The organism is Micromonospora sp. NPDC051196 (genome assembly GCF_040682415.1).
Taxonomy (GTDB): domain Bacteria; phylum Actinomycetota; class Actinomycetes; order Mycobacteriales; family Micromonosporaceae; genus Micromonospora.
Window position 1 is genome coordinate 254,808 of the sequence record NZ_JBFBAY010000009.1, and the last position, 23,490, is coordinate 278,297.

Sequence of the window (23,490 nt, forward strand, 5' to 3'; positions counted from 1 at the left end):
TGCACCGATGCTAGGCGGCACGGCGCGCCACGCGTACCCCTGGTGGTGTCAGGGGGTGGGTGGGGTGACCGCGATGATCAGGTGGGCCGGTTCGTCGCTGGCGTTGCGGTAGAGGTGGGCCAGGCGGGAGTCGAAGGTGACCGCTTCGCCGGCGGCCAGGATGTGCTTCTCGCCGCCGATCTCTGCGACGACCTCACCGGTGATGACGATGGCGCATTCGGTCGACGGGTGGGCCCAGGGCTCGGCCGAGCTGGCGTCGCCGGGCGCGAGGTGGGCCTGCAGCACCTCCAGGTCGCCCCGCCCGGGGGTGAGCCGTTCGTAGGTGATCTGGCCGGGGGGAGCGGTCAGTCGGCTGCGGTTGCCGGCGCGGCTGAGGTGCACCGCGGGCGCCTCGGGCTCGGAGAACAGCTCGGCGATCGAGGTTTCGAAGACCTGGGCCAGTTTGCGCAGCGTGGACAGGCTCGGATCGGTCGCGCCGTTCTCGATCTGGCTGAGCAGCGCGGGGGACACGTCGGCGGCCGTGGCGAGCTGGCGCAGCGTCATGGAGTGCTGCTGCCGAAGATCGCGGAGTCGATCACCGAGCATCTAAACCTCGATCCGATAACAGTGTGACTGAAAATGTTTGACCAAGCTATACGGCCCTGTTTAGGCTGGTCAAACAACTTGCGGCTCTGTTTGATAACGGTAGACACGCCACGCCCGGGCACGAACCGGACGAACGCGAGTCCGGCTACATCCAACCCTGAAACGACGCCCCTGAAAACCCGAGACACCGCGACCGGAGACACCGGCGTTCACGTCCCAGGTCGTCGACAACCTGCGGCCCACGCGGAAGCGGACCGCGTCATACGAAGGTAGGAACAGCATGTCGGTGTCCCCCCGCCGGCTTCGCGTCGGAGCATCCGCTCTGACGGCGCTGGCCATCATCTCCACCGCCGCCTGCACGGCCGGCGGTGGCGGCGGAAACGCGAGCGGTGGCAGCGGCGCCACCACGCTCACCGTCAACACCTCGTTCGTGCTCAAGACCCTCGACCCCGGTCGTGTCTACGAGGCGACCGGTCTGACCGCGGTGCACGCCCTCTACGACACGCTGCTCACCTTCGAGGGGTCGGACGTGAGCAAGCCGGTCCCCGCCCTGGCCGAGTCGTACGAGGTCTCCGCGGACGCCAAGACCTTCACCTTCAAGCTGCGGCAGGGTGTGAAGTTCTCCGACGGCAGCCCGCTCACCGCCGACGACGTGGTCTTCTCGCTGAACCGGCTGAAGAACATCAAGGGCAGCCCGGCGGTCACCGTCAGTGAGTTGAGTGTCAGCAAGACCGACGACAGCACCGTCGTGGTCACCTCGGCGACGGCCAACCCCAACGTCCCGGTGGTGCTGTCGATGCCCTCCACCGCGGTGATCAACGCCAAGGTCGCCCAGCAGAACGGCGCCAAGGACGGCGAGGACGCCGCCCAAGGCGACACCGCCCAGCAGTACCTCGACACCAACTCCATCGGCAGCGGCCCGTACGTGCTCAAGTCGTACGAGCCCGAGTCCCAGGTGGTGCTGGAGGCCAACCCCGACTACTGGGGCGACAAGCCGAAGTTCGACCGGGTCGTGCTGCGCAACATGGACGTGCAGACCCAGAAGCTGACCATGCAGCGCGCCGAGGCCAACGAGATCTCCCTGGACATCTCCGGCAAGCTGCTCGACGGGCTGCCGAGCACCCTGCAGACCTCCGGCGTGCAGGACACCGTCTACTTCCTGTTCCTCAACGCCGACCCGGCCGTGTCGGCGGTGACCGCGGACGCGAAGTTCAACCAGGCGCTGCGGGCCGCCATCGACTACCAGGGCATCGCCGCCCTCTACGGCCAGGGCGCCGCACCGGGCGCCGGTCTGGTCGCCCCCGCCTTCCCCGGCGCGCTGCCCGAGGGCGAGGCGTCGACCCGCGACGTGGCCAAGGCCAAGGCGCTGCTCGCCGAGGCGGGCCTGACCAACCCCAAGGTCAAGTTCAGCTACCCGGCCATCACCTACAAGGGCGTGGACCTCGGCACCGTGGCCACCAAGGTGCAGGGCGACGCCGCCGAGGCCGGCATCACCCTGGAGCTGAACCCGCAGCCGCTGACCACCTTCCTGGACGAGATGCGCGGCGGGAAGATGCCGATGGGCTTCACCCCGCAGAGCCTGAACTACCCGGTCGCCGACTCGCTGATCAACAACATGGCGCCCGGACAGCCCACCGCGCTGCGCTCCGGCTGGACCGTGGACCGGGCCGACCCGGCGGTGGTGGCCGCCGGCAAGAAGGTCACCGAGACCCTCGACCTGGCCCAGCGGGCCACCGCGATGCAGGAATGGCAGCGACTGATGAACCAGTCCTCCCCGTACATCGTGCTGGCCAGCAACTCCTCCACAGTGGTGGCCACGGCCGACCTGACCGGCGCGGACTACACCGCCGCCGGCTGGCAGGTCGACGTCGCCGCGGTCGGCCGGAAGTAGCCGGCAACACACATGACGACAGTTCACGACGGCGAGCCGGGCGCGGTCACCACGACCGCGTCCCGGCCCCGGCCGCGCCGCGCGCACCCGCTGCTGGTCTTCCTGGCCAAGCGGCTGGCGATCACCGCCGGCCTGCTGCTGGGCGTCACCGTGGTGACGTTCGGGCTGGTCAACGTGGTTCCCGGCGACCCGGTCACGGCGAACCTGTCCGACCAGGCGCTCAACGACCCGGCCACGGTGGCCGCCTTCCGCGAGAAGTGGGGCCTGGACCAGCCGCTCTGGGCGCAGTACTTCCAGTACCTGGGCAACCTGCTCACCGGCGACCTGGGCATCTCCCAGCAGACCGGCCGTTCCGTCCTGGACGACCTGGTCCGGTACGTGCCGGCGACCATGGAACTGGCCATCCCCACGATGGTGCTGGCGTTGCTGATCGGCACCGGCATCGGCATGCTCGCCGCGGTCCGCAACGGCCGGTTCACCGACCAGCTGGTCCGCATCGGCGCCCTGCTGGGCCTGTCCACCCCGCCGTTCTGGCTGTCGCTCGTCGTGCTCTACGTCTTCTTCTACAAACTCGGCCTGGCCCCCAGCGGCGGTCGGCTTTCCACCGCGTTCAGTCCACCGCCCACCGTCACCGGCATGTACACCGTCGACGCGGCGCTGGCCGGGCAGTGGGACGTGGCCTGGGACGCCGCCCAGCACCTGGTCCTGCCGGTGCTGGTGCTGACCTCGCTGACCGTGGCGCTGCTGGTCCGCTTCGTCCGCTCCGCCATGCTGGAAGTGCTCCAGCAGGACTACATCCGCGCCGCGTACGCCAAGGGTCTGCCGGCCCGGGTGGTGCTGCGCCGGCACCTGCTGCGCGCCGGCCTGGTCCCGGTGGTCACCGTTTCCGGCCTGGCCTTCGCCTCCCTGCTGTCCGGCACGGTGCTGGTGGAGAGCATCTTCGGCTGGCCCGGCCTCGGCCAGTACGCCTACCGCAGCGCCACCGCGCTGGACCTGCCGTCGATTCTCGGCGTCAGCCTCTTCGTGGCGTTGGTCTACACGCTGGTCAACCTGACCGTCGACCTGCTGTACGGGCTCATCGACCCGAGGATCCGCCTGTCATGACCACGATCGCACCCGACCCGGTGGCCCCGGACCCGAAGGTGGACCGGGCGTTGAGCCGACGCCGCTGGCTCGGCCGGCTGCGCGGCGGCGGCTCCCGGCCGATCTGGCGGCAGCCGGTCACCCTGGTGGCACTGATCATCCTCGGCGGATGGCTGCTGGTGGCGCTGTTCGCACCGCTGATCGCCCCCTACGACCCGCTCGCCCAGAGCCCCGAGGCGTACGCGTCACCGTCGGCGACGCACTGGTTCGGCACCGACTCCCTCGGCCGGGACATCCTCAGCCGGGTCATCCACGGCGCCCGGCTGTCCATCCCCCTGGCCCTGGCCATCGTCTCGCTGGCCCTGCTGATCGGCGGCCTGCTCGGGCTGCTCGCCGGCTACCTCGGCCGGCTCGCCGACGAGGCGCTGATGCGCCTGACCGACCTGGTGTTCGCCTTCCCGCAGATCATCCTCGCGATGGCGGTCACCGCCGCGTTCGGCCCGAACACCCGTAACGCCGTCCTCGCGCTGGTCATCGTCTCCTGGCCGGTCTACGCCCGGGTCATCCGCAGCGCCGTGCTGAGCATGCGTGGCGACGACTACCTCAACGCCGCCCGGCTGCTCGGCGTCGGGCCGGTCAAGGCGCTGCGCCGCGATGTGCTGCCCAACAGCATCGGCCCGGCGATCGTGCTGGCCACCCTGGAACTCGGCAACGCGGTGCTGCTGCTGGCCGCGCTCTCCTTCCTCGGCCTGGGCCCCCGCCCACCGGCCGCCGAATGGGGCTCGATGGTCGCCCTCGGCTCCCAGGACCTGTCGATGTGGTGGGTCAGCGTCTTCCCCGGCCTGGCCATCCTCACCGTCGTGATGGCGTTCAACGTGCTCGGCGACGCGCTGCGCGACCGGCTCGACCCCCGCTACGCGAAGGGACGTTAGAGATGGCACCGCTGCTCGACGTCGACTCCCTCGCCGTCACCCTGCCCGGCCCGCGCGGCCCACTGCCGATCCTGCACGACGTGTCGTTGACCGTCGACGAGGGTGAGCTGGTCGGCATCGCGGGGGAGAGCGGCTGCGGCAAGAGCCTCACCGCACAGACCCTGCTCGGTCTGCTGCCATCCGGCGCCAAGGTCAGCGGGACGGCCCGGTTCGCCGGCACCGACCTGCTCGGCCTCGACCAGCGGGGCTGGCAGCGGGTCCGGGGCGCCGGCATCGCCATGGTCTTCCAGGACCCCACCGCGGCCCTGCACCCGATGCTCACCATCGGCCGGCAGCTCACCGAACACATGCGGGTGCACCTGCGGATGGACCGCCGCGCCGCGAACCGGCGGGCGGTGGAACTGCTCGACCAGGTACGCATCCCCGACCCGGAACGGGCCCTGCGCTCCTACCCGCACCAGTTCTCCGGCGGGATGCGCCAACGTGCAGCCATCGCCATCGCCCTGGCCGCCCGCCCCCGGCTGCTGATCGCCGACGAACCCACCACCGCCCTCGACGTCACCGTGCAGGCCGGCATCCTCGCCCTGCTGGACCGGTTGCGCGCCGAGACCGGTCTGGCCGTCGCGTTCATCACCCACGACCTCGGGGTGCTCAGCGCGTTGACCACCCGGGGCTACGTGTTCTACGCCGGGCGGGTGGTGGAGACCGGATCGACCGGGGCGCTGCTCACCGCACCCACCCACCCGTACACCGCCGCGCTGCTCGGCGCCCGCCCGCACGGCACCCAGGCCGTCGGCACGCTGCGGCCGATCCCCGGCAGCCCACCGGCGCCCGGCCAGGCGCCGCCGGGCTGCCCGTTCCAACCCCGCTGCGGGTACGCCGAACCCGCCTGTGGCACCAGCCCGCCGCCCCTGGCCCCGGCCGGCGAGCACCGGTCGGTGGCCTGCGTGGTACGCCCACACCTGGAGGTGGCAGCCCGATGAGCAGCCTGCTGCGGATCAGCGACGTGCAGGTCGAGTACCGCTCCCGGGGCAACGGTCGGGTCCGCGCGGTCGCCGGGGTCAGCCTGGACGTGGCACCCGGCCAGATCGTCGGCCTGGTCGGCGAGTCCGGCTGCGGCAAGTCCTCGCTGGCCCGGGTCGCCGTCGGACTGACCCCGCCGAGCGCCGGCCAGGTCAGCTTCGCCGGCCGCCCGATCACCCCGCTGGGCTGGCGACGTCGACCGGAGACCGAGATCGGTCTCCAGATGGTCTTCCAGAACCCGTACGCCTCGCTCAACCCCCGGCGCACCATCGGCGCCCAACTGCTCGACGGCGTTCCGGCGACGGTCACCGGCGCAGCCCGCAACGACCGGGTGGCCGAACTGCTCGACCGGGTCGGCATGCCCGCCGAGGCCGCCGACCGCTACCCGCACCAGTTCTCCGGCGGCCAACGGCAACGGCTGGCCATCGCCCGGGCCCTCGCCCCACAACCCCGGATGATCATCGCGGACGAGCCGGTCACCGCCCTGGACGCCTCCTCACAGGCCCAGGTGGTCAACCTGCTCGTCGGTCTGGTCCGGGAACTCGACATGGGCATGCTCTTCATCTCCCACGACCTCGCCCTGGTCCACGAGATCGCCGACGTCACCGCCGTGATGTACCTGGGCCGGATCGTGGAGACCGCACCCACCCGCGAACTGTGGCGCGACCCACGCCACCCCTACACCCGGGCGCTCATCGACGCGGTGCCGCAGATCGGCCCCACCCCACGACTGCCCGCCACCCTCGCCGGGGAGGTGCCCGACCCGGCGAACGCCCCCACCGGCTGCCGGTTCCGGCCGCGCTGCGCAAACGCCTTCGCCCCGTGCGGGGACCAGCCACCCACCCTCGACCTCGGCGGACGCAGCGCCGCCTGCTGGCTCAACGACCCCACCACGGCCCCCGCCGTGGCCGCCCACTGAGGACGCCGTCATGCATCGCGCAACCGAACAGGTCCTGGTCAACCTCGCCCTCTACGACGGCGTCGCCGACCACCTCCAAGCCGACCAGGGCATCTGGATCGGCGCCGACGGCATGATCCGCGCCGTCGGGCCGGTCGACGACGTGCTCGCCGAGGCCGGCGACGTCCCGGTGGTCGACCTGGGCGGCGACGTGGTGATGCCCGGACTGACCAACATGCACGTGCACCTCTCCCTCGGCCTGCCCGGCCACCTCGCCGATGAGGTGCACCGGTCCAACCTGGCCGAACTGGTGCTGCTGATGGCCGACTCCGCCCGGCGCACCCTGCACGCCGGGGTCACCACCGCCCGGCTGGTCGGCGAGGGCCGCTACGCCGACTTCGCGCTGCGCAAGGGCATCGAGGCCGGCGCGGTGGACGGCCCCCGGATCTTCACCGCTGGGCACGCGCTGTGCTGCACCGGGGGCCACGGCTGGGAGGCCGACGCCCTGGAAGCCGACGGCGCCGATGGGTTCCGGCAACTCACCCGCGCCCAGATCCGGGCTGGCGCCGACCTGATCAAGGTGTGCATCTCCGGCGGCATCGCCGGCCAGTACGAGGCGATCGACACCCCGCAGTTGCTCGACGACGAGATGGCCGCCGTCATCCGGGTCGCCCACGACTGGGGACGCAAGGTCACTGCGCACGCCGGCCCGGCCGACACCGTACGCCGGGCGGTGGAACTGGGCCTGGACTGCGTCGAGCACGGCTACGAGCTGACCGACGAGGTCACCCGGCTGATGGCCGAACGCAACGTCTGGTACGTCCCGACCATCGTGGTCAGCCGCTGTGAACAGTTCTTCCGCGACTCGGGCGTGCCCGGCTGGCTGATGGAACGCGCTCTCGGCGCCGGCCCCCGACACTGGGAGAGCCTGCAACACGCCATCCGTAACGGCGTACCGATCGCGTTGGGCAGTGACATGCCGCCGCACGCCGGCTACGACGAGACCACCGCCACCGTGCGGGAGCTGGAGTTCATGGTGGACGCCGGGATGCCCGTCGCGGATGCGCTGAAGGCCGCCACCATCCGGCCTGCCGAGTGGCTCGAAGCCGACGACAAGCTGGGCAGCATCAGTGCCGGCAAGCACGCCGACCTGCTGGTGCTGCGTGACGACCCGACCCGGTCGGTCTCCGCCCTGCGTACCCTGCACGTGGTGATGAAGGGCGGCGTCGTCTACCGCGACGACCACGGCCGCACCCGGGCGCGACGATGACCGTGATCACGACGATCGCCGACGACTATCTCGCCGCGCTCGCCGAACTCGACCCGCAGGCCGCCGAGGCGGCCGGGCGTACCCCCGACTCGCAGTTGGCGGAGCTGTCCCCGGAGGCGTTCGACGCCCGCGCGGCGCTGGCCCGCGACACCGCGACCGCGCTCGCCTCGGTCACCACCCACGACCCGGCGCAACGGACCCTCGCCGGTGCCCTGGCCGAGCGGCTGGCCAGCGAGGTCGCACTGCACGAGGCCGGGTTCACCACCCGGCTGCTCGCCCCGCTGGCCACCCCGGTCCACCTGGCCCGGCAGGTCTTCGACAACCTGCCCCGGCAGACCGCCGACGACTGGGCCGTCGTCGCCGAGCACCTGCACCGGCTGCCCGCCACACTCGACCAGTACGCCGCGACCCTGCGCCGCTCCGCGCAGCGCGGTCACCTGGTCGCCCGCCGGCAGGTGCTGGTCGTCGCCGAGCAGTGCCAGAGCTGGACCGCCGGCGACTTCTACGGCCGGCTCGTCGCCGGCTGTCCCGGCGGTCCACTCGCCGACCGGCTGACCGAGGGAGCCCGGCAGGCCACCGCAGCCACCGACGGGTTCGCCGCGTTCCTGCGCACCGAACTGGCCCCGGCCGCATCCGACGTGGACGGTGTCGGCCGTGAGCTGTACGAGGTCACCTCCCGCGCCTTTCTCGGTGCCACCGTGGACCTCGACGAGTTGTACGCGTACGGCTGGGCGGAGCTGGCCCGCACCGACGCCGAACTGCGCGCCGCGGCGGTCGACTGCGGCTACCCGGATCCGCCGACGGCCCGCACCGCGCTGGACGCCGACCCCGCCGGCCGGGTGCCGGTCGGTCCCGCCCTGGAGCAGTGGCTGCGCAAGCGCACCGCCCTGCTCACCGACCAGCTCGACGGCACCCACTTCGACATCCCGGCCGCTACCCGCCACGTCGAGTGCCGGATCAGCCCCGCCGCGTCCGGCGTCATGTACTACACCCCGCCGGACGCGAACCTGACCCGCCCCGGCGGGATCTGGTGGTCGGTGCCGCCGGGCGAGTCGACCGTGCCGGTGTGGCGTCACGTCGGGACGCTCTGCCACGAAGGGCTGCCCGGGCACCATCTGCAACACGCCGTCACGCTGACCACCGACGAGCTGCACCCCTGGCAACGCCACCTGTGCCACGTGCACGGGTACGCCGAGGGCTGGGCCCACTACGCCGAACGCCTCGCCGACGAACTCGGCCTCTACGCCGGCCCCGGCGAACGCCTCGGCATGCTCGACGGGCAGATGTGGCGGGCCGCCCGCGTCGTCATCGACCTCGGCCTGCACCTCGACCTGCCGATCCCGGCCGGCAACGGCTTCACCGACGCCGACCGTTGGACGCCGGCCGTGGCCGTGGACCTGCTCACCCGGGTCGCCGGGCTGGACGCCGCGACCGCCCGCTTCGAGGTCGACCGGTACCTCGGCTGGCCGGCGCAGGCCCTGGCGTTCAAGGTCGGGGCCCGGCTGTGGCAGCAGACCCGCCGGGACGCCGAACGACGTGCCGGTGCCGCGTTCGACCGGAAACGGTTCCACCACACCGCGTTGGCCCTCGGGCCGATGGGCCTCGACCCGCTACGCGCCCGCCTCGCCGAGGCCTTGCCACCCCCGACCTGAGCACCCGGAAGTGACCCGATGAGCATCGACGAACTCAGCACCACCATCAGCGACATGTACCGGTCGCTGGGCGACCGCCCGGCGTTCGACGCCCACCTGCACCCCGACCTGACCATCTGGGAGTCCGATGCGGACGACCTGCTGACCGGCCTGGCCGCCCTGGACGACCTGCGGGACTCCCGGGCCGCCGCCGCGACCGGTCCGGCCCCGGTGAGCGTGGCACCGGAGCAGTTGGGTGCCGAGAGCTGGGGCGACACCGGCCTGGTCCGCTACGTGCTGCGGGCCCGCTTCGGCGACGACCGCCCGGACGTCTGCTTCCGGGTCACCGACGTACTGCGCCGCGACGACACCGGCTGGCGCATCGTGCACCACCACGCGGAGGCAATGCGATGAGCACCGACGAACCCACCACCGACGAAGCCACCACCGAGGTGTACGACCTGCGGGTCGTGGTCGAGCGGATCGAGGGCCGCTCGGTGTGCGGCATGAAGGTCGGCGACCAGATCGACCTGACCGAGTCATGCCGGCTGAGCATCCCCGCCGGCCAGCACTTCTGCATGTACGCGCTGGCCGCCTGCCTGCCGTTGCTGCCCGCCAAGCAGCGGGCCTTGGCCGAGGGGGACTGGATGGCCCGGGACAGCCACGTGGCCTGCCCGGATCCCGAGGAGCGGGTCATCATGCGCATCGAACGCACCGCCCTGCGGCAGATCCCCACCGAGGAGTTGACGTGACCGGCGACCGCCTGGTCGGCATCGGCCTGCAATCGGACAAGTCCGCCGACGAGTACGCCGAGCTCGCCGAGTTGACCGAACGGTACGGCTTCGACGTGCTGTCGGTCTTCGGTGACCTGATGTACCAGCCGCCGATCTTCCCGCTGCTGGTGGCCGCCCGGCACACCCGCCGGATCCGGCTCGGCGCGGCCTGCCTCAACCCGTTCACCCTGCATCCGGTGGAGGTCGCCGGGCAGGTCGCCGCCCTCGACCTGGCCTCGCACGGCCGGGCGTACCTGGGCCTGGCCCGGGGCACCTGGTTGCAGGAGATCGGTGTGGCGCAGGCCCGGCCGCTGCGGCGCATCGCCGAGACGGTGCAGATCGTCCGTCGGCTGCTCGGCGGCGACGACAGTGGTTTCGAGGGCCGGGAGTTCACCGTGGCGCCGGGCACCAGCCTGCGCTACGCGCCGGCCCGGCCGGACGTGCCGGTGCTGGTCGGCACCTGGGGGCAGCAGACCGCCCGGTCCGCCGCCGGGTACGCCGCCGAGGTCAAGGTCGGTGGCTCGGCGAACCCGGCGATGGCCAAGACGATGCGCGCCTGGCTCGACGAGGCGGGGGGTGACCGCACCGGCGTGGTGCTGGGCGCGGTGACGGTCGTGGACCTGGACGGGGAGTTGGCCCGGCGGGTGGCCCGTACCGAGGTGGCCATGTACCTCGCGGTGGTCGCCGCCCTCGATCCCACCGTCGAGGTCGATCCGGAGCTGCTGGCCCGGATCAAGGAGCACGTGGCCCGCCGGGAGGACGACGCGGCCGGTGCCCTGATCGGCGACGACCTGCTCGACCTGTTCGCCTTCTCCGGTACGCCGGAACAGGTCGCCGCGCAGGCCGCGGCGGTGTTCGACGCGGGGGCGAGTCGGGTCGAGTTCGGCACCCCGCACGGGCTCACTCCGCGTAGCGGGATCGACCTGCTCGGCCAGCGGGTGCTGCCGTTGCTGCGCGACTGATCCGGACCCGCCACACCGGACGCCAGGCGACGGGTATTCGTTGACTGGCGTCCGGCGACTGTCGTACCTTCACAATGACATCCATCGATAAAGGGCAGGGTGGCCGAGCCGGCGCCGTGTCCGCCGGTCGACCTCGGGCACGGTAACCGGTGAGATGGGCCGCGACCGCCAACGACCTGCGCATCGGCGTCGGTCCGACCGTCGCGCACACCGCCGCAGGCTGTCGCGGTCGGTACGTGCTCGCTCCATCCGGGACGGTCGCCTCGATGTGAACGCCAACATGCTTCGGTCGGCGGTCCGCTACCGAAGGAGAAGACCCATGGCGAAACGTCATCGCCTCGTGCTCCTGGCCACCACGACGGCCGTCACCGTCGTCACCGCCGCCGTCGGGGTGGCCGTCGCTCATGCCGCGGCGGTCGGCTGCACCGTGCGGTACGTGGTCTCCGCCCAGTGGCAGGGCGGCTTCAACGCCGACGTGACCATCACCAACCTCGGTGACCCGGTCTCGTCCTGGCGGCTGACCTGGTCGTTCGGCTCGGGCCAGCGGGTGACGCAGGCATGGAACGCCACCGTGACCCAGAGCGCGGCTCAGGTGACCGCGACCAACGTGTCGTACAACGGCGCGATCGGCACCAACGGCACCGCGAGCTTCGGCTTCAGCGGGTCGTCCAGCGGTGCCAACCCGGCGCCGACCTCGTTCACGCTCAACGGGGTGACCTGCACCGGCTCGACCAACCCCTCGCCCACGCCGACCACGCCGCCACCGATCGGCGACTACGTGCCGGTCGGTCCGCTGTGCAACAGCAGCGACCTGATCGACATCGGCAAGTACTGGATCCCCAACAACCAGTGGGGCGCGACCGGCGCCACGGGCAACCAGTGCATCTGGACCAACGGAGGCTCCGGCGACCGGATCCGGTGGGGGACCCGCTACACCTGGAGCGGCGACGCCGGCAGCGTGAAGTCGTACGCGGCGGCCATCCTCGGCTGGCATTGGGGCTGGCGACGGCCGAACACCGGCCTGCCGGTGCAGGTGTCCGCCAACCGCAACGTCAACACCACCTGGCAGTTCAACGTCACCGGCAGCGGCAACATGAACGTCGCGTACGACATGTGGTTCCACCCGATGGCCAACCCGGGCTCGGCGGACCAGCCCACCGATGAGCTGATGATCTGGCTGTACCGCTCGAACGCCTCTCCGGCCGGCACCCGCCAGGGCACCGTCACCATCGCCGGCACCACCTGGGAGGTGTGGCGCGGCTACGTGGGCACCTGGAACGTCTACTCGTACGTGCGGACCAGCAACACCACCAGCGCCACGCTCAACATCCGCGACTTCACCAACGACGTGGTCTCCCGGGGCTGGATGAGCAGCTCGAAGTACCTGACCAGTGTCCAGGCCGGACCGGAGATCTTCACCGGCAGCGGCGAGGTCCAGACCGGTTCCTACTCGGTCGCCATCAACTGACCGACATCGACAAGCGTCATTGACCACTACCGTTAACATTCCTTAAGATTTGGCTGCCTCGAGGTGACCGACCCTGTCCATCCGTACGCCCCGACCGGCGCTGTCATCGGCGTCGGCCGGGACGACACGGTGTCGCCACCTGCTCCGGGAAGGCCCTCGATGTCCTCACCACGTCTCCGGCCCCGCTCGGCCCTGACCGCCGGCCTGCTCGCCCTGGTCACCGCCGGCGCGACCCTCGCCGTCACCCCGACCGCCGCCCAGGCCGTGGTCCTGCCGAACAACTTCAAGAGCGTCGGCTACCTGCCATCGTGGACCGGCAACGTCAACTCGGTCCAGTACGGCAAGCTCACCCACATCAACTACGCGTTCGTGCTGCCCAACAGCAACGGCACCCTGCGGCCGGTGGAGAATCCCGGCAAACTGTCCTCCCTGGTGTCGCTCGGCCGGGCCAACAACGTCAAGGTCTCCATCGCCATCGGTGGCTGGAACGACGGCGACGACTCCGCCTTCGAGGCCCTGGCCGCCAACGCCAGCACCCGCACCACGTTCGTCAACAACGTGGTCAACTTCGTCAACCAGTACGGCCTAGACGGCGTCGACATGGACTGGGAGTACCCGGACCCGGGCGCCTCGGCCAACAACTTCAGCCTGCTCATGCAACAACTCAGCAACGCGCTGCGCCCACAGGGCAAGCTGCTCACCGCCGCTGTGGTCGCCGAGGGCTACTACCGCGACGGGGTGCCGACGTCGGTCTTCAACCACGTCGACTTCCTCAACATCATGGCGTACGACGGCGGCAGCCCACACGCCAACTACGACTGGTCGATCAACGCGGTCAACGGCTGGAAGGCCCGTGGCCTGCCGGCCAGCAAGGCGGTGCTCGGCGTGCCCTTCTACAGCCGACCCGGCTACTACACGTACGCCCAACTGGTCGGCATGGACCCGGCCAACGCCAACCGGGACTGCACCACGGCCGGCGGCGCCCAGCAGTGCTACAACGGCATCCCCACCGTCAAGCGCAAGACCCAGTGGGCGATGGCCAACGCCGGCGGCATGATGAACTGGGAACTCACCCAGGACACCAGCGGCGCGACCTCACTGGTCAGCGCGATCTACGACACCGTCATGGGTGGTACGCCGTCCGGGGGTACCGGCCCGATCACCGGCATCGCCGGCAAGTGCGTGGACGTCGCCGCCGCGAACACCGCCAACGGCACCGCCATCCAGCTCTACACCTGCAACGGCACCAACGCGCAGCGGTGGACCGTGGGCGCCGACGGCACGCTGCGCGCCCTCGGCAAGTGCCTGGACGTGACCAGTGCCGGCACCGCCAACGGCACCCCGATCCAGCTGTGGGACTGCAACGGCACCGGCGCCCAGGTCTGGCAGGCCCAGTCCAACGGCACGCTGCGCAACCCGGCGTCGAACCGGTGCCTCGACGCCACCGGTAACAGCTCCGCCGACGGCACCCGGCTACAGATCTGGGACTGCTTCGGCGGGTCCAACCAGGTCTGGCGCCTACCGGCCTGACCGTGACCAACCCCGTTACGCCGCAACGGCGATTTCCCGCCGACCTGGACCCCGCCGTTGCGGCGTAACGGTCGCCGCCCGCTTCGGCCCGGTGCGTTGCCGCCGGCGGGCGCGTTTGGGATGCTGACCGCATGTCCTCCCTGCCGACGACATCCGTCGACGACGTGCGCGACCACCCGATCCGGCCGCAGTTCGAGGTCTTCCTCGACCAGCACCGCGCCGCACTGAACAGCTGCCTGGACGGGCTCACCGAGGAGCAGGCCCGCCGCTCGCTGGTGCCGTCCCGGACCACCCTGCTGGGCCTGGTGAAGCACGCGACCTTCGTCGAACAGGTCTGGTTCGACGAAGCGATCACCCGCCGCTCGCGCGACGAGATCGGCATTCCCGCGACACCTGACGAGTCCTTCGTGCTCACCGACGCCGACACCATCGCCGACGTGCAACGCAGACATCGGCAGGTCTGCGAACAGTCCCGCCGGGCCACCGCGTCGCTCGACCTGGACGACCTGGTGTACGGCAACCGGCGCGGCCCGCTGCCGTTGCGCTGGGTGTACCTGCACGTGCTGCGCGAGTTGGCCCAGCACTGCGGGCACGCCGACATCCTGCGCGAGCAGATCCTGGCCGAGTGAACGGATAGGCCTCCAGACGAGGTCAGCGGCGCAGGGCGTAGAAGCCGCGCCAGGGTGCGCCACCACCCCACAGCTGGTAGCTGCCGATCAACGCCAGCAGGTAGGCGGCAGCGGCCGGACCGGCCAGCAGCCAACCGCCCCCGGCCAGGACGGTCAACGCCAGCAGAATCGCCAGATGTCTGCTCATCGGCTCGGCGAAGCCGAACATGTGGAGCTTGACCGGACTCAGTTCGTAGTTGCGGGGCGGTCGGGCGCGGGCGGTGCTCGCCGGCCAGAGCCGCCCCACCCCGGCCGCGTCGACCAGGTACATGCGCCGCAGCCCCGGGCAGCGGCGCAGCTCGACGCTCAGCGGCACCCGGTCAACGCTCCACGGGTTGCGGTCCAGCCAGCGCACCAGCCGGCGATCCCAGACGATCCGCTGGTACCAGATCCGGTCCTCGGTGCGTAGCTCGAGCCAGAACGACGTCGGCTCGGTGCCCCAGTGCAGTTGCGCCACCATGACCCGGGCCTCGGCCGGTCGGCGACGACGCAACGCGCCGAGCACCCAGCGCCCGAGCCGCCACGTCCACGCCCCGGCCAACACGTACCCGGGCAGCAGCACCAGCTGGACGAGCACCGTCCGCCCTCGCGGTTCGATCTCGAAGAACTCGGGATACGCCGGCATCACCTCGTACGGCTGGGTCGGGTCGTACCGCACCGGCACCTGGCCGCCTTCCGGATAGCTGTCGGCGTCCAGCGGCTTCCACCGCACCCGCCAGTCGTCTCCCGCGGCGTCGCGGTAGGCGACCTCGATCCGGTTTTCCGCGCCGAGTCGGGCACCGGTGACCGTGCCCAGGGCTTGCGCGGTCAGGGGCGCGTCCTGCTGGCGCTCCCACTCCATCAGGTGCCACATTGTGGCGGCGATGGTCAGCCCCAGCAGCAGCCAGCCGGCCACGACCTTCCCAACGGCGAGGTTCGCCCGCTTCGGTGCGTCGACGGTCGACCCTGCTGACGGCGCCACGGCCAACGGGGTCGACGGCGCGAAGGCATGGTCCCACTCGGTGAGGAACGCGCGGGCCCGTTCGGCGACCGCCGCGATTTCGGGATCAACCGGAGGCGGCGTCGCCATCTCGGGCTCGGTTCGCAGGACGGGCCGTAGGTGGTAGAGACCGAGCCCGAGGAAGAAGAGCATTGCCCCGGCCGTCCACATCCAGGTGTGGCCGTCGGTGTGCAGGGTGCCCGCCGAGGGGCTGCTGACCCGGCCCGCCACCGTCGTACCGTCTTCGAGAGGGCCGGTGGGACGGTCCTGCAGGGTCACCGCGTCGATGTGGACGGCACCGTCGGCGGAGACGAACGGCCCGGAGCAGGTCCACTGGGGTCCGTCGTCGGTGTCGGCGTACACGCAGTCTTCGACGGTCATCGCGCCGGCCACCCCGCCGTACGCCGCCCGGAACGAGTCGATCGCGAGGACGGCCATCCAGATCGCGCAACCGAAGGAGACCGCGACGAAAGAGAGCATCAACCAGTCGTGGAGTTCGAGTTCGCGTATCCGGCGCAACGGCCCTCCGATCCTCCTCGTCACGCCGTGGTGGCGTGGCGACGGGGTGATCCGACACTGTAGGCGACCCCGGCGACCGACCCGAGCGCCGATAGTCTCGACGGATGACCGATACGGCGACGACGCAGGCCGCGAAGCTGCTCGGCCAGGCCCAGCGAGTGGTGGTCTTCACCGGCGCGGGCATGTCCGCCGAGAGCGGTGTGCCGACCTTCCGCGACGCGCTCACCGGCCTGTGGCAGCGCTACGACGCACAGGAGTTGGCCACCCCGGAGGCGTTCGACGCCGACCCGGCCCTCGTCTGGGGCTGGTACGAGTGGCGGCGCGCCGTCGTCGCGCGGGCCCGACCGCACCCGGGGCACCTGGCCGTGGCCGCGATCGAGGCCCACGTCCCGCACACCGTGCTGGTCACTCAGAACGTGGACGACCTGCACGAGCGCGCCGGCTCCACCGCCCCGCTGCACCTGCACGGCAGCCTGTTCGCGCCGCGCTGCTCCGCCTGCGCTTACCCGGCACCGACACTCGCGCCGGACGAGCCCGCCGAGGGACGCCGGCTGCCGCCGCCGCGCTGCGACCGCTGTTCGGCACCGGTCCGGCCCGGCGTGGTGTGGTTCGGTGAGGCGCTGCCACAGCCGGCCCTGGAAGCCGCCGCCGAGGCCGCCGCCTCCTGCGACGTACTGCTGACCGTCGGCACCTCTGGCCTGGTGTATCCGGCCGCGGAGATCCCGCACGTCGCCGCCCGGTCCGGCGCCACGGTGATCCAGATCAATCCGGAACCGACGCCGCTGGACCGGGTGTCCGAGATCAACCTGCGTGGTCCGGCGGCCCGGGTGCTTCCCGCCCTGGTCGATGCCGCCTGGGGCAGCGCCGGGTAGCTACGGACGTTCGACCCGGGTCGGGTTGCCGCGTACCAGCCGATCGTGCAGGTGCCAGCGATCGGTGATGGCATGGCGTGCCGCCGCATCGTCCCGGCGGGCGAGGCGCTGTCGCAGCAACCGCAGCGCGATCCGGCGGTTGAGGCTGAACTGGCGTTCGGTGTCGACCACCACCACCAGCCCCGACGGTCGGTGCGTCGCCCGTACCGCAGTGCTGGCCTTGTTCCGGTGCTGACCGCCGGGCCCGCCGGTTCGGCAGGCGACGATCTCGACGTCCGACTCCTCGAACGGTGTGACGTCCGTGTCCGCCGGGCAGGGCTGGGCGGTGACGTACCAGTTCTTCCGACCGACCCCGGCCCGGTACGGGCTGGGTGCCTGCCAGCACAATGTCCCGGTCCAGGAGGCGGCGAACGCCTCGACACCAGCGCCGTGGATGTCGACCAGGACCGAGCGGTAGGTGCCGGGCCGGTCACCGGCGACCGTGTCGAGGCGGTGCACCCGCAGCCGCTGCCGTGCGGCGTCGGCTTCGAGGCGTCGCAGCAGGTGGGCCAGCGCCCAGGAGCACTCCTGCGGGCCGCGTCCGGCCGACAGCAGCAGGCGTACCGTCATCGCCGGCCCCGCCGACGTCGCTCGTCGCGCCGCGACCCGGCCGCGAGGTCGGCCGTCTTGTACGTGACCAGGGGAACCGTGGTCGCGATCGGGGTGGCCAGCCGGTGCTCGACCAGGTCGGCGATCACCTGCTCGATGCGCTTGTACGCCCCCGGCGCCTCCTCGAAGAGCAACTGCCGGTCGCCGCACACCACCAGCGAGCCCGCCGGCGTACGCCGAAGCTCCTCGACCGTGTGCTTGGCCCGCCCTCGGCGCAGGGCGTCGGCCCGGGACATCTTCCGTCCGGCACCGTGCGCCACCGAGTAGTTGGCCTGGGCGCCGGCGTGCGCCGCGACCAGATAGGACGGGGTGCCCCGGGTGCCGGCGATCAGCACGTCCCGGCCGTCACCCGGCGCCGCGCCCTTGCGGTGCAGGTAGCTGCCGTCACGTACCTCCACCAGGTTGTGGCACTGGTCCACGATGGGCTCGGTCGGTTCGGCGCCCAGCGCGTACGCGACCCGGGCGGCCAACAGCCGGCGGTTCAGCGCACCCCACCGCACGGCCTCGTCGTGCCGCGCCAGGTACGCCGCCGGTTCCGGGGCCGGGCCCGCGCCGTGCCGTTCGGTGTGCTCCCGCAGGATCCGCTCGCCCAGCCCTCGGGAGCCGGTGTGCACGACGAGCACCAGGTCGCCGGCGGCCAGTCCGAGACGACTCGCGTGGGTGGGGTCGAGCACCGCGCCGATCCGCGCCAACTCGACGAAGTGGTTGCCCCGGCCCACCGTGCCGAGACCCTCGACGTGGCCGGCGGGTATCTCGCCGGTCAACACCGTCCAGGCCGGATCGTCGGCGTCCCGTTCGGGATGCAGCGGACGGTCCAGGTCGGGGAAACGCGCGGCCAGCTTCTCCGGTACGGGCCGCTTGAGTCGGATCGGGAACACCGCGATGCCGCAGCCGATGTCGGATCCGACGAGGAACGGATACAGCACGCGGGACGTCATCGCGGCCCCGATCGGGGCGCCCTTGCCCGGATGCAGGTCGGGCATGGCGGCGACGTGGATCATGCCGTCGAGGGCGGCGACCTGACGGCACTGGGTGTGGGCGTCGGACTCGATCCAACTGGTGGGCGAGGCGAAGACGCTGATCGTGGCGGGGCCGGACGCGGGCAGCCGTGACTGCCGCAGGTGGAGCTCAGACAAGGAGTTCTCTCCCGAGGAGAAGAGGAGGCACGGACGGTGGGTGAGGGCACGAGGGGGCGCGCGGAGGTGTCTCGGCGCAGCGGGGTGCGATCCGTCAGTACGTCATGCGCCCACCCTGGCGCAGCCCGACCGCCCGGGCAACCGGTTTTCGTCGAGGTGGTGCCGCGCGGAGCGCGGGAATTGTCCGCCCCGGCCGTTACGCTCACGCCTCGTGACTTCGCAGTTGAACGATATGCCCGCCGACCTGCTGGAACTGTTCCCGGACGATGCTCCGCGAACGCTTGCCGTGCCGCTGCCGCCCGGCCGGACGGTACGTGGCAGCGAGGGTGCCGACGAACGACCGGTGTTGTGGATGAGCGATGAGCCGGCACCGGCCGGACTGTGGTCCCGGTTGCACGCGGCACACCAGAGCTCCGGGCTGTGGCCGTTGCTGCTGGACGGCCTCGGCGGTGACATGTCCCGCCCCTGGGAAGGCGGTGAGCTCTGGCCTGCGGCCTCTACGCCCGACCAGCACGACGCCGAGCGGGTACTCGCCGACCGGTGGGCCGACCAGACCGGCGACGGCGACGACTCGCCGCCCCCGGCCGAGGGGGATTCGCTCGTCGCGCCGTACGGTCGGGCCTGGCCGGGCCTGGCCCCGGTGCTGCCGCCCCGGGTCGCGGTGCGCGAGCACGCCGACCATTGGGCCGAGCAGCTGTCGCAGGCCCTGACCGAGGCGCATCTCGGCCTGGTGCCCGCACAGCGCAGCAGCGACGTGCTGGCCGCTGTCGGTTGGCACGGTGCGATCAACCACATCGGTGTCGCCGAGCTGTGCGCGGTGCTGCGGAGCTGGGAGGACCGCTTCGGGGTACGGGTGATCGGCGCCGGCTTCGCCGAGCTCTACCTCAGCGTCGCCGCACCGCCGAGCAACCTCGACGAGGCGCTGCCCATCGCCGCCGAACATTTCGCCTTCTGCCCGGACAACGTCCTGCAGGGGCAGCGTCCGTACACTGTCGCCGCTTACGCCGAGCGTCTCGTCGACGCGCCGACCTGGGCGTTCTGGTGGGACTGAGCGCCCCGCTCAGACCTGCGGGTCCTGCTGCCGACGGGTGGCCAGGGTGACCAGGAACGCGGCGTGGTCGGTGGTCCGGTTCATCCCGATCGAGCCGACGGACTCGACGGTGCTGTCGGCGGTGACCATGAACTGCTGCACCCCGCCGTCGTGCCGGTGCCGGTAGTCCGCCGGCACGCAGGACCGCACGTCGGGTGACCCGCCGTGGCGCAGGTTGAGGTCGCCACTGACCACGGTGGGCTGGTAGCCGGAGCGGGCCTGCAACTGCGGGATGGCCACCCCGAGCAGGTGCGCGCACTGGGCCAGGGCCAACTTGGCGCTGGTGTACGCCAGGTGCGTGGTACACGCGTAGTAGACGCCGGTGGCGGCGAGGCAGAGCCAGGCCCGCTGCTCCGGGTCGGCCGGGTCCTGCGCCGGGTAGAACCCGTGGTGCACAGTGTGGCCCCGGTACGGCGAGGGGATGTGCGCGAGCACGCCGACGCCGTACTGCTGGCCGTTGACGCAGCGGTACGGGTCGCCGGTGCGGCCGTTGCGGGCCGGTTGGAAGGCCGCCACCACCCGACCGGCGTGCACCTGCGTCATCACCTGCTCCAACACGTCGACGTCGCCAAAGCAGATCTCGTTGAGGGTGACGATGTCGGGTGTCTCGGTGCGGATCACCTCGGCGGCCCGGGTGACCGCCCGCCCGGTGTAGCAGCCCTTCGCCATGCCGCTGTTGCAGAGGTTCATCTGGAGCACCCGTAACCGGGTGGTCTCGGCCGGGCGTGCCACCGTACAACCGGCCAGCACCGCGGCGACGAGCAGCAGGCTGACGGCCAGCAGTGGCCGCGCAACGCGGTGCGGACGACCAGCCATACACCTGACCTGTGCTCGCGGACGGGTGGCAAGCGTATCGGCATTCTGACCCGACTGACCGGCGTCATCACCGTACGCGATCACGAGTGTCGATTTGCGTGATCATCTACTGCGTCCAATGACTGTCACCTCGCGCTTACCGCGCTATGGAGAAAGAGGTATGGCTCGATGCATTTACGCCATTCTTCGCGCGGTCCTAGTCTGCGGCTGCCGGTGGCCCGGCGTTCCCTACCCGGCAGGAGAAATCGATGCGAGCAACTTCGGTGTTGCGTGCCTGCACAGCCCTGGCCCTGACCCTCGTGGCTGTGGTCGCCGTGCCGACCACAGCCCCCGCGACCACCGCTCCCGCAACCGCCACGGTGGTATCCACCATGGCGGCACCTGACATCTCGCTGACCAACACAAAGGCGCACCTGCAACAGTTCCAGACGATCGCGACCAACAACGGCGGCAACCGGCGTGCCACCAGCGCCGGCTACACCGCCTCGGTGACCTATGTGTACAACAGGCTGGTCGCCGCCGGATTCACCGTGACCCGGCAGAACTGCACCTCCGGATGCACCAGTGGAGCCGGCCCGAACGTGATCGCCGACTGGCCGGGCGGTGGGGACCCGAACAGCATCTACATGTTCGGCGCGCACCTGGACGGCGTATCCGCCGGTCCCGGCATCAACGACAACGCCTCCGGGTCGGCGACGCTGCTGGAGATCGCCCTGACCCTCGCGGCGACCAATCCGAGCCTGACCAGCCGGGTCCGGTTCGCCTTCTGGACCGACGAGGAGCAGGGCCTCAACGGGTCGAGGTTCTACGCCAACACGCTGCCCAGCGCGGAACGGGCGAAGATCAAGGCGTACTTCAACTTCGACATGATCGGTTCCGTCAACGGCGGCTACTTCATCAACCGGATCACCTCCGCACCCGGCCAGACGTTGAAGGCGTACTACGACTCCATTGGCGTACCGACCGAGGAGAACACCGAAGGCGCCGGCCGTTCCGACGATGCCCCCTTCAACGCGATCGGCGTGCAGACCTCGGGCGTGGCGGCGGGTGCGTCCCGGGTGAAGACCGCCGCGCAGGTGACCAAGTGGGGCGGTACCCAGAGCGCCTTCGACCCCTGCTACCACCGGGCGTGCGACACGTATCCGAGCAACATCTCCGACACCGTGCTCAACCGGGCCGGCGACGCGGCCGCGTACGCGCTGTGGACGCTGGCCGCCGGCACCCCGGCGACGACGGTCTGGTCGGACACCTTCGAGACCACGACCGGCTGGACCACCAATCCCGCCGGCACCGACACCGCCACCGTCGGCGGCTGGGAGCGCGGCGTGGCGCAGGCCACCAACTCCAGCGGCGCCAAGCAACTCACCGCCCTCTCCGGCACGAACGACCTGGTCACCGGCAGGCTCGCCGGCACCTCCGCCGGCGACTACGACATCGACGGCGGTACGACCAGCGTCCGCTCGCCGGCCATCACGCTGCCCGCCACCGGCCCGCTGACGTTGAAGCTGTCCTGGTATCTCGCCCACGGCAGCAACGCCACCAGCGCGGACTTCTTCCGGGTCTCCGTGGTGCACAACGGCGGCACCACCGCCCTGTTCACCCAGTCGGCCAGCGCCACCAACCGCAACGCCGCCTGGGCGTCGGGCAGTTGGAGCCTGAGCAGCTACACCGGCCAAAGCATACGAATCCTCATCGAAGCCGCCGACGCCAGCACCGCCAGCCTGGTCGAAGCCGCCGTCGACGACATCACCATCACCCAGGGATAACCCCGGCGCCCGCCCGTCCCCGTTGATCATGAGGTTGACTGCGGTATGGAGATCAATTAATGCCGCCAACCTCATGATCAACCGGAGGGCGGGCGCAGGTCGGTCCGGGCACTTCGCCGATCAGACCGTTCTCGTCACCGGTGGCACTGGTGGGCAGGGGGCCAGCCACGTTGGCGCCTTCCATGCCGAAGGCGCCAACGTCGTCATCGGTGCCACAAAAGCCGAGCGTGGGGCTGACCTCGCCGCCGAGTTGGGAGATCAGGCGCGTTTCGTCCGCCTCGACGTGTCCCAGGAGGAGTCGTGGGCCGCCGCCGCCGTCGCGGAGACCGGGAAGGCCTTCGGCGCGCTCACGATCCTGGTCAACAACGCCGGGGTGCAGAACCCGCCGGCCCTCATCGAGTCCACCGACCAGGCTACGTGGGCTCGCGTCCTCGACATCAACCTCACCGGCACTTTCCTCGGCATCAAGGCAGCCGCACCGGCACTGCGGCGCGCGGGCGGAGGAGCGATCATCAACATCGCCTCCACCATGGGCATCGGTGGTACTGCCTTCTACGCGCCCTATGTCGCCAGCAAGTGGGCGGTTCGAGGGCTCACTCAGACTGCTGCCCTTGAGTTGGGCCGCGACAACATCCGCGTCAATGCAATCCACCCCGGCGTTGTCGCCATCCCGTTCATCACCGAGCCGGCGGCCGGCAGTGACACCCCGATCGCCGACTTCTACTCGCCCGAGCCGTTCGCCGTCCCGCGACTCGGTCAGCCCGCCGACATTACTGCGCTGCTGTTGTTTCTCACATCGCCGGACGCGACCTTCATTACCGGCGCCGAGTATGTCATCGACGGGGGACTGCTCCTCGGCCCCGCACTGCAGAAGGAAGCCGCATGAACCCCGCAGGCCAGCATGGTGAGCGCCGGCGGGGGGCTCTCGGGCCCGGGACACTACGCACACC

Annotated in this window: 22 protein-coding genes; 17 read left to right on the forward strand and 5 right to left on the reverse strand. The window is 71.0% G+C overall.

Annotated features, from left to right (window positions below; genetic code table 11):
- Positions 1-48: 48 nt before the first annotated feature.
- Positions 49-585 (reverse strand): cupin domain-containing protein, encoded by a 537-nt coding sequence (locus AB0M35_RS19225; protein ID WP_363746896.1) that lies wholly within the window; start codon positions 583-585, stop codon positions 49-51.
- A gap of 280 nt (positions 586-865) precedes the next feature.
- Here AB0M35_RS19225 and AB0M35_RS19230 point away from each other — a divergent pair, with 280 nt between their 5' ends.
- The 13 genes from AB0M35_RS19230 to AB0M35_RS19290 all read left to right on the forward strand — a co-directional run bounded on the left by AB0M35_RS19230 (position 866) and on the right by AB0M35_RS19290 (position 14,675).
- Positions 866-2,476, forward strand: a complete 1,611-nt coding sequence (locus AB0M35_RS19230) for an ABC transporter substrate-binding protein (protein WP_363746897.1) — start codon at positions 866-868, stop codon at positions 2,474-2,476.
- Positions 2,477-2,488: 12 nt separating this feature from the next.
- On the forward strand, positions 2,489-3,580 hold the full coding sequence (locus tag AB0M35_RS19235; protein WP_363746898.1) for an ABC transporter permease: 1,092 nt from the start codon (positions 2,489-2,491) through the stop codon (positions 3,578-3,580).
- Entirely contained in the window at positions 3,577-4,491 is a 915-nt protein-coding gene (locus tag AB0M35_RS19240; RefSeq protein ID WP_363746899.1) for an ABC transporter permease, read from the forward strand. The genes AB0M35_RS19235 and AB0M35_RS19240 overlap by 4 nt, the downstream gene beginning before the upstream one ends.
- 2 nt (positions 4,492-4,493) lie before the next feature.
- A complete protein-coding gene (locus AB0M35_RS19245; RefSeq protein WP_363746900.1) occupies positions 4,494-5,474 on the forward strand; it encodes an ABC transporter ATP-binding protein in 981 nt (326 codons plus the stop codon).
- A complete protein-coding gene (locus AB0M35_RS19250) occupies positions 5,471-6,433 on the forward strand; it encodes an ABC transporter ATP-binding protein (protein ID WP_363746901.1) in 963 nt (320 codons plus the stop codon). The genes AB0M35_RS19245 and AB0M35_RS19250 overlap by 4 nt, the downstream gene beginning before the upstream one ends.
- Before the next feature lie 10 nt (positions 6,434-6,443).
- On the forward strand, positions 6,444-7,682 hold the full coding sequence (locus AB0M35_RS19255; RefSeq protein ID WP_363746902.1) for an amidohydrolase family protein: 1,239 nt from the start codon (positions 6,444-6,446) through the stop codon (positions 7,680-7,682).
- Positions 7,679-9,334, forward strand: a complete 1,656-nt coding sequence (locus AB0M35_RS19260) for a DUF885 domain-containing protein (protein ID WP_363746903.1) — start codon at positions 7,679-7,681, stop codon at positions 9,332-9,334. Before AB0M35_RS19255 ends, AB0M35_RS19260 begins: the two co-directional genes overlap by 4 nt.
- Positions 9,335-9,352: 18 nt before the next feature.
- On the forward strand, positions 9,353-9,727 hold the full coding sequence (locus tag AB0M35_RS19265) for a nuclear transport factor 2 family protein (protein WP_363746904.1): 375 nt from the start codon (positions 9,353-9,355) through the stop codon (positions 9,725-9,727).
- Positions 9,724-10,065 (forward strand): TIGR04076 family protein, encoded by a 342-nt coding sequence (locus tag AB0M35_RS19270; RefSeq protein ID WP_363746905.1) that lies wholly within the window; start codon positions 9,724-9,726, stop codon positions 10,063-10,065. The genes AB0M35_RS19265 and AB0M35_RS19270 overlap by 4 nt, the downstream gene beginning before the upstream one ends.
- The gene (locus tag AB0M35_RS19275) at positions 10,062-11,048 is read left to right on the forward strand and encodes an LLM class flavin-dependent oxidoreductase (RefSeq protein WP_363746906.1); all 987 of its coding nucleotides are present in this window, start codon (positions 10,062-10,064) and stop codon (positions 11,046-11,048) included. Before AB0M35_RS19270 ends, AB0M35_RS19275 begins: the two co-directional genes overlap by 4 nt.
- Before the next feature lie 319 nt (positions 11,049-11,367).
- Entirely contained in the window at positions 11,368-12,516 is a 1,149-nt protein-coding gene (locus AB0M35_RS19280) for a cellulose binding domain-containing protein (RefSeq protein ID WP_363746907.1), read from the forward strand.
- Positions 12,517-12,675: 159 nt separating this feature from the next.
- Entirely contained in the window at positions 12,676-14,046 is a 1,371-nt protein-coding gene (locus AB0M35_RS19285; RefSeq protein WP_363746908.1) for a glycosyl hydrolase family 18 protein, read from the forward strand.
- 131 nt (positions 14,047-14,177) lie between these two features.
- Positions 14,178-14,675 carry a DinB family protein gene (locus tag AB0M35_RS19290; RefSeq protein WP_363746909.1) on the forward strand — a complete coding sequence of 166 codons (498 nt, stop codon included), beginning with the start codon at positions 14,178-14,180 and terminating at the stop codon, positions 14,673-14,675.
- 22 nt (positions 14,676-14,697) lie between these two features.
- On the opposite strand, the gene AB0M35_RS19295 is transcribed toward AB0M35_RS19290, so the two are convergent.
- The gene (locus AB0M35_RS19295; protein ID WP_363746910.1) at positions 14,698-16,236 is read right to left on the reverse strand and encodes a hypothetical protein; all 1,539 of its coding nucleotides are present in this window, start codon (positions 16,234-16,236) and stop codon (positions 14,698-14,700) included.
- 80 nt (positions 16,237-16,316) lie between these two features.
- Here AB0M35_RS19295 and AB0M35_RS19300 point away from each other — a divergent pair, with 80 nt between their 5' ends.
- A complete protein-coding gene (locus AB0M35_RS19300; protein ID WP_363746911.1) occupies positions 16,317-17,084 on the forward strand; it encodes an NAD-dependent deacylase in 768 nt (255 codons plus the stop codon).
- On the opposite strand, the gene prfH is transcribed toward AB0M35_RS19300, so the two are convergent.
- Complete coding sequence (gene prfH, locus AB0M35_RS19305; protein ID WP_363746912.1) at positions 17,085-17,693, reverse strand: peptide chain release factor H; 609 nt, start codon at positions 17,691-17,693, stop codon at positions 17,085-17,087.
- Positions 17,690-18,868, reverse strand: coding sequence for an RNA ligase RtcB family protein (locus tag AB0M35_RS19310; protein ID WP_363746913.1), 1,179 nt, complete (start codon positions 18,866-18,868; stop codon positions 17,690-17,692). Before AB0M35_RS19310 ends, prfH begins: the two co-directional genes overlap by 4 nt.
- Positions 18,869-19,079: 211 nt before the next feature.
- On the opposite strand from AB0M35_RS19310, the gene AB0M35_RS19315 reads away from it, so the two are divergent.
- Positions 19,080-19,919: a DUF4253 domain-containing protein gene (locus tag AB0M35_RS19315; protein WP_363746914.1), complete on the forward strand. Its 840-nt coding sequence runs from the start codon at positions 19,080-19,082 to the stop codon at positions 19,917-19,919.
- A 9-nt stretch (positions 19,920-19,928) separates the two neighbouring features.
- Here the strand turns inward: AB0M35_RS19315 and AB0M35_RS19320 are convergent, their stop codons facing one another.
- Entirely contained in the window at positions 19,929-20,774 is an 846-nt protein-coding gene (locus tag AB0M35_RS19320; RefSeq protein WP_363746915.1) for an endonuclease/exonuclease/phosphatase family protein, read from the reverse strand.
- 248 nt (positions 20,775-21,022) lie between these two features.
- On the opposite strand from AB0M35_RS19320, the gene AB0M35_RS19325 reads away from it, so the two are divergent.
- Entirely contained in the window at positions 21,023-22,540 is a 1,518-nt protein-coding gene (locus AB0M35_RS19325; protein WP_363746916.1) for a M20/M25/M40 family metallo-hydrolase, read from the forward strand.
- Positions 22,541-22,613: 73 nt separating this feature from the next.
- Positions 22,614-23,426: an SDR family oxidoreductase gene (locus AB0M35_RS19330; RefSeq protein ID WP_363746917.1), complete on the forward strand. Its 813-nt coding sequence runs from the start codon at positions 22,614-22,616 to the stop codon at positions 23,424-23,426.
- The last annotated feature ends 64 nt before the right edge of the window (positions 23,427-23,490 follow it).

What these genes read in the sequence shown, in the direction of transcription:
- AB0M35_RS19225 (WP_363746896.1), bottom strand. Translation starts at nt 585, where the DNA reads ATGCTCGGTGATCGACTCCGCGATCTTCGGCAGCAGCACTCCATGACG.
- AB0M35_RS19230 (WP_363746897.1), top strand. Translation starts at nt 866, where the DNA reads ATGTCGGTGTCCCCCCGCCGGCTTCGCGTCGGAGCATCCGCTCTGACG.
- AB0M35_RS19235 (WP_363746898.1), top strand. Translation starts at nt 2,489, where the DNA reads ATGACGACAGTTCACGACGGCGAGCCGGGCGCGGTCACCACGACCGCG.
- AB0M35_RS19240 (WP_363746899.1), top strand. Translation starts at nt 3,577, where the DNA reads ATGACCACGATCGCACCCGACCCGGTGGCCCCGGACCCGAAGGTGGAC.
- AB0M35_RS19245 (WP_363746900.1), top strand. Translation starts at nt 4,494, where the DNA reads ATGGCACCGCTGCTCGACGTCGACTCCCTCGCCGTCACCCTGCCCGGC.
- AB0M35_RS19250 (WP_363746901.1), top strand. Translation starts at nt 5,471, where the DNA reads ATGAGCAGCCTGCTGCGGATCAGCGACGTGCAGGTCGAGTACCGCTCC.
- AB0M35_RS19255 (WP_363746902.1), top strand. Translation starts at nt 6,444, where the DNA reads ATGCATCGCGCAACCGAACAGGTCCTGGTCAACCTCGCCCTCTACGAC.
- AB0M35_RS19260 (WP_363746903.1), top strand. Translation starts at nt 7,679, where the DNA reads ATGACCGTGATCACGACGATCGCCGACGACTATCTCGCCGCGCTCGCC.
- AB0M35_RS19265 (WP_363746904.1), top strand. Translation starts at nt 9,353, where the DNA reads ATGAGCATCGACGAACTCAGCACCACCATCAGCGACATGTACCGGTCG.
- AB0M35_RS19270 (WP_363746905.1), top strand. Translation starts at nt 9,724, where the DNA reads ATGAGCACCGACGAACCCACCACCGACGAAGCCACCACCGAGGTGTAC.
- AB0M35_RS19280 (WP_363746907.1), top strand. Translation starts at nt 11,368, where the DNA reads ATGGCGAAACGTCATCGCCTCGTGCTCCTGGCCACCACGACGGCCGTC.
- AB0M35_RS19285 (WP_363746908.1), top strand. Translation starts at nt 12,676, where the DNA reads ATGTCCTCACCACGTCTCCGGCCCCGCTCGGCCCTGACCGCCGGCCTG.
- AB0M35_RS19290 (WP_363746909.1), top strand. Translation starts at nt 14,178, where the DNA reads ATGTCCTCCCTGCCGACGACATCCGTCGACGACGTGCGCGACCACCCG.
- AB0M35_RS19300 (WP_363746911.1), top strand. Translation starts at nt 16,317, where the DNA reads ATGACCGATACGGCGACGACGCAGGCCGCGAAGCTGCTCGGCCAGGCC.
- prfH (WP_363746912.1), bottom strand. Translation starts at nt 17,693, where the DNA reads ATGACGGTACGCCTGCTGCTGTCGGCCGGACGCGGCCCGCAGGAGTGC.
- AB0M35_RS19320 (WP_363746915.1), bottom strand. Translation starts at nt 20,774, where the DNA reads ATGGCTGGTCGTCCGCACCGCGTTGCGCGGCCACTGCTGGCCGTCAGC.
- AB0M35_RS19325 (WP_363746916.1), top strand. Translation starts at nt 21,023, where the DNA reads ATGCGAGCAACTTCGGTGTTGCGTGCCTGCACAGCCCTGGCCCTGACC.
- AB0M35_RS19330 (WP_363746917.1), top strand. Translation starts at nt 22,614, where the DNA reads ATGATCAACCGGAGGGCGGGCGCAGGTCGGTCCGGGCACTTCGCCGAT.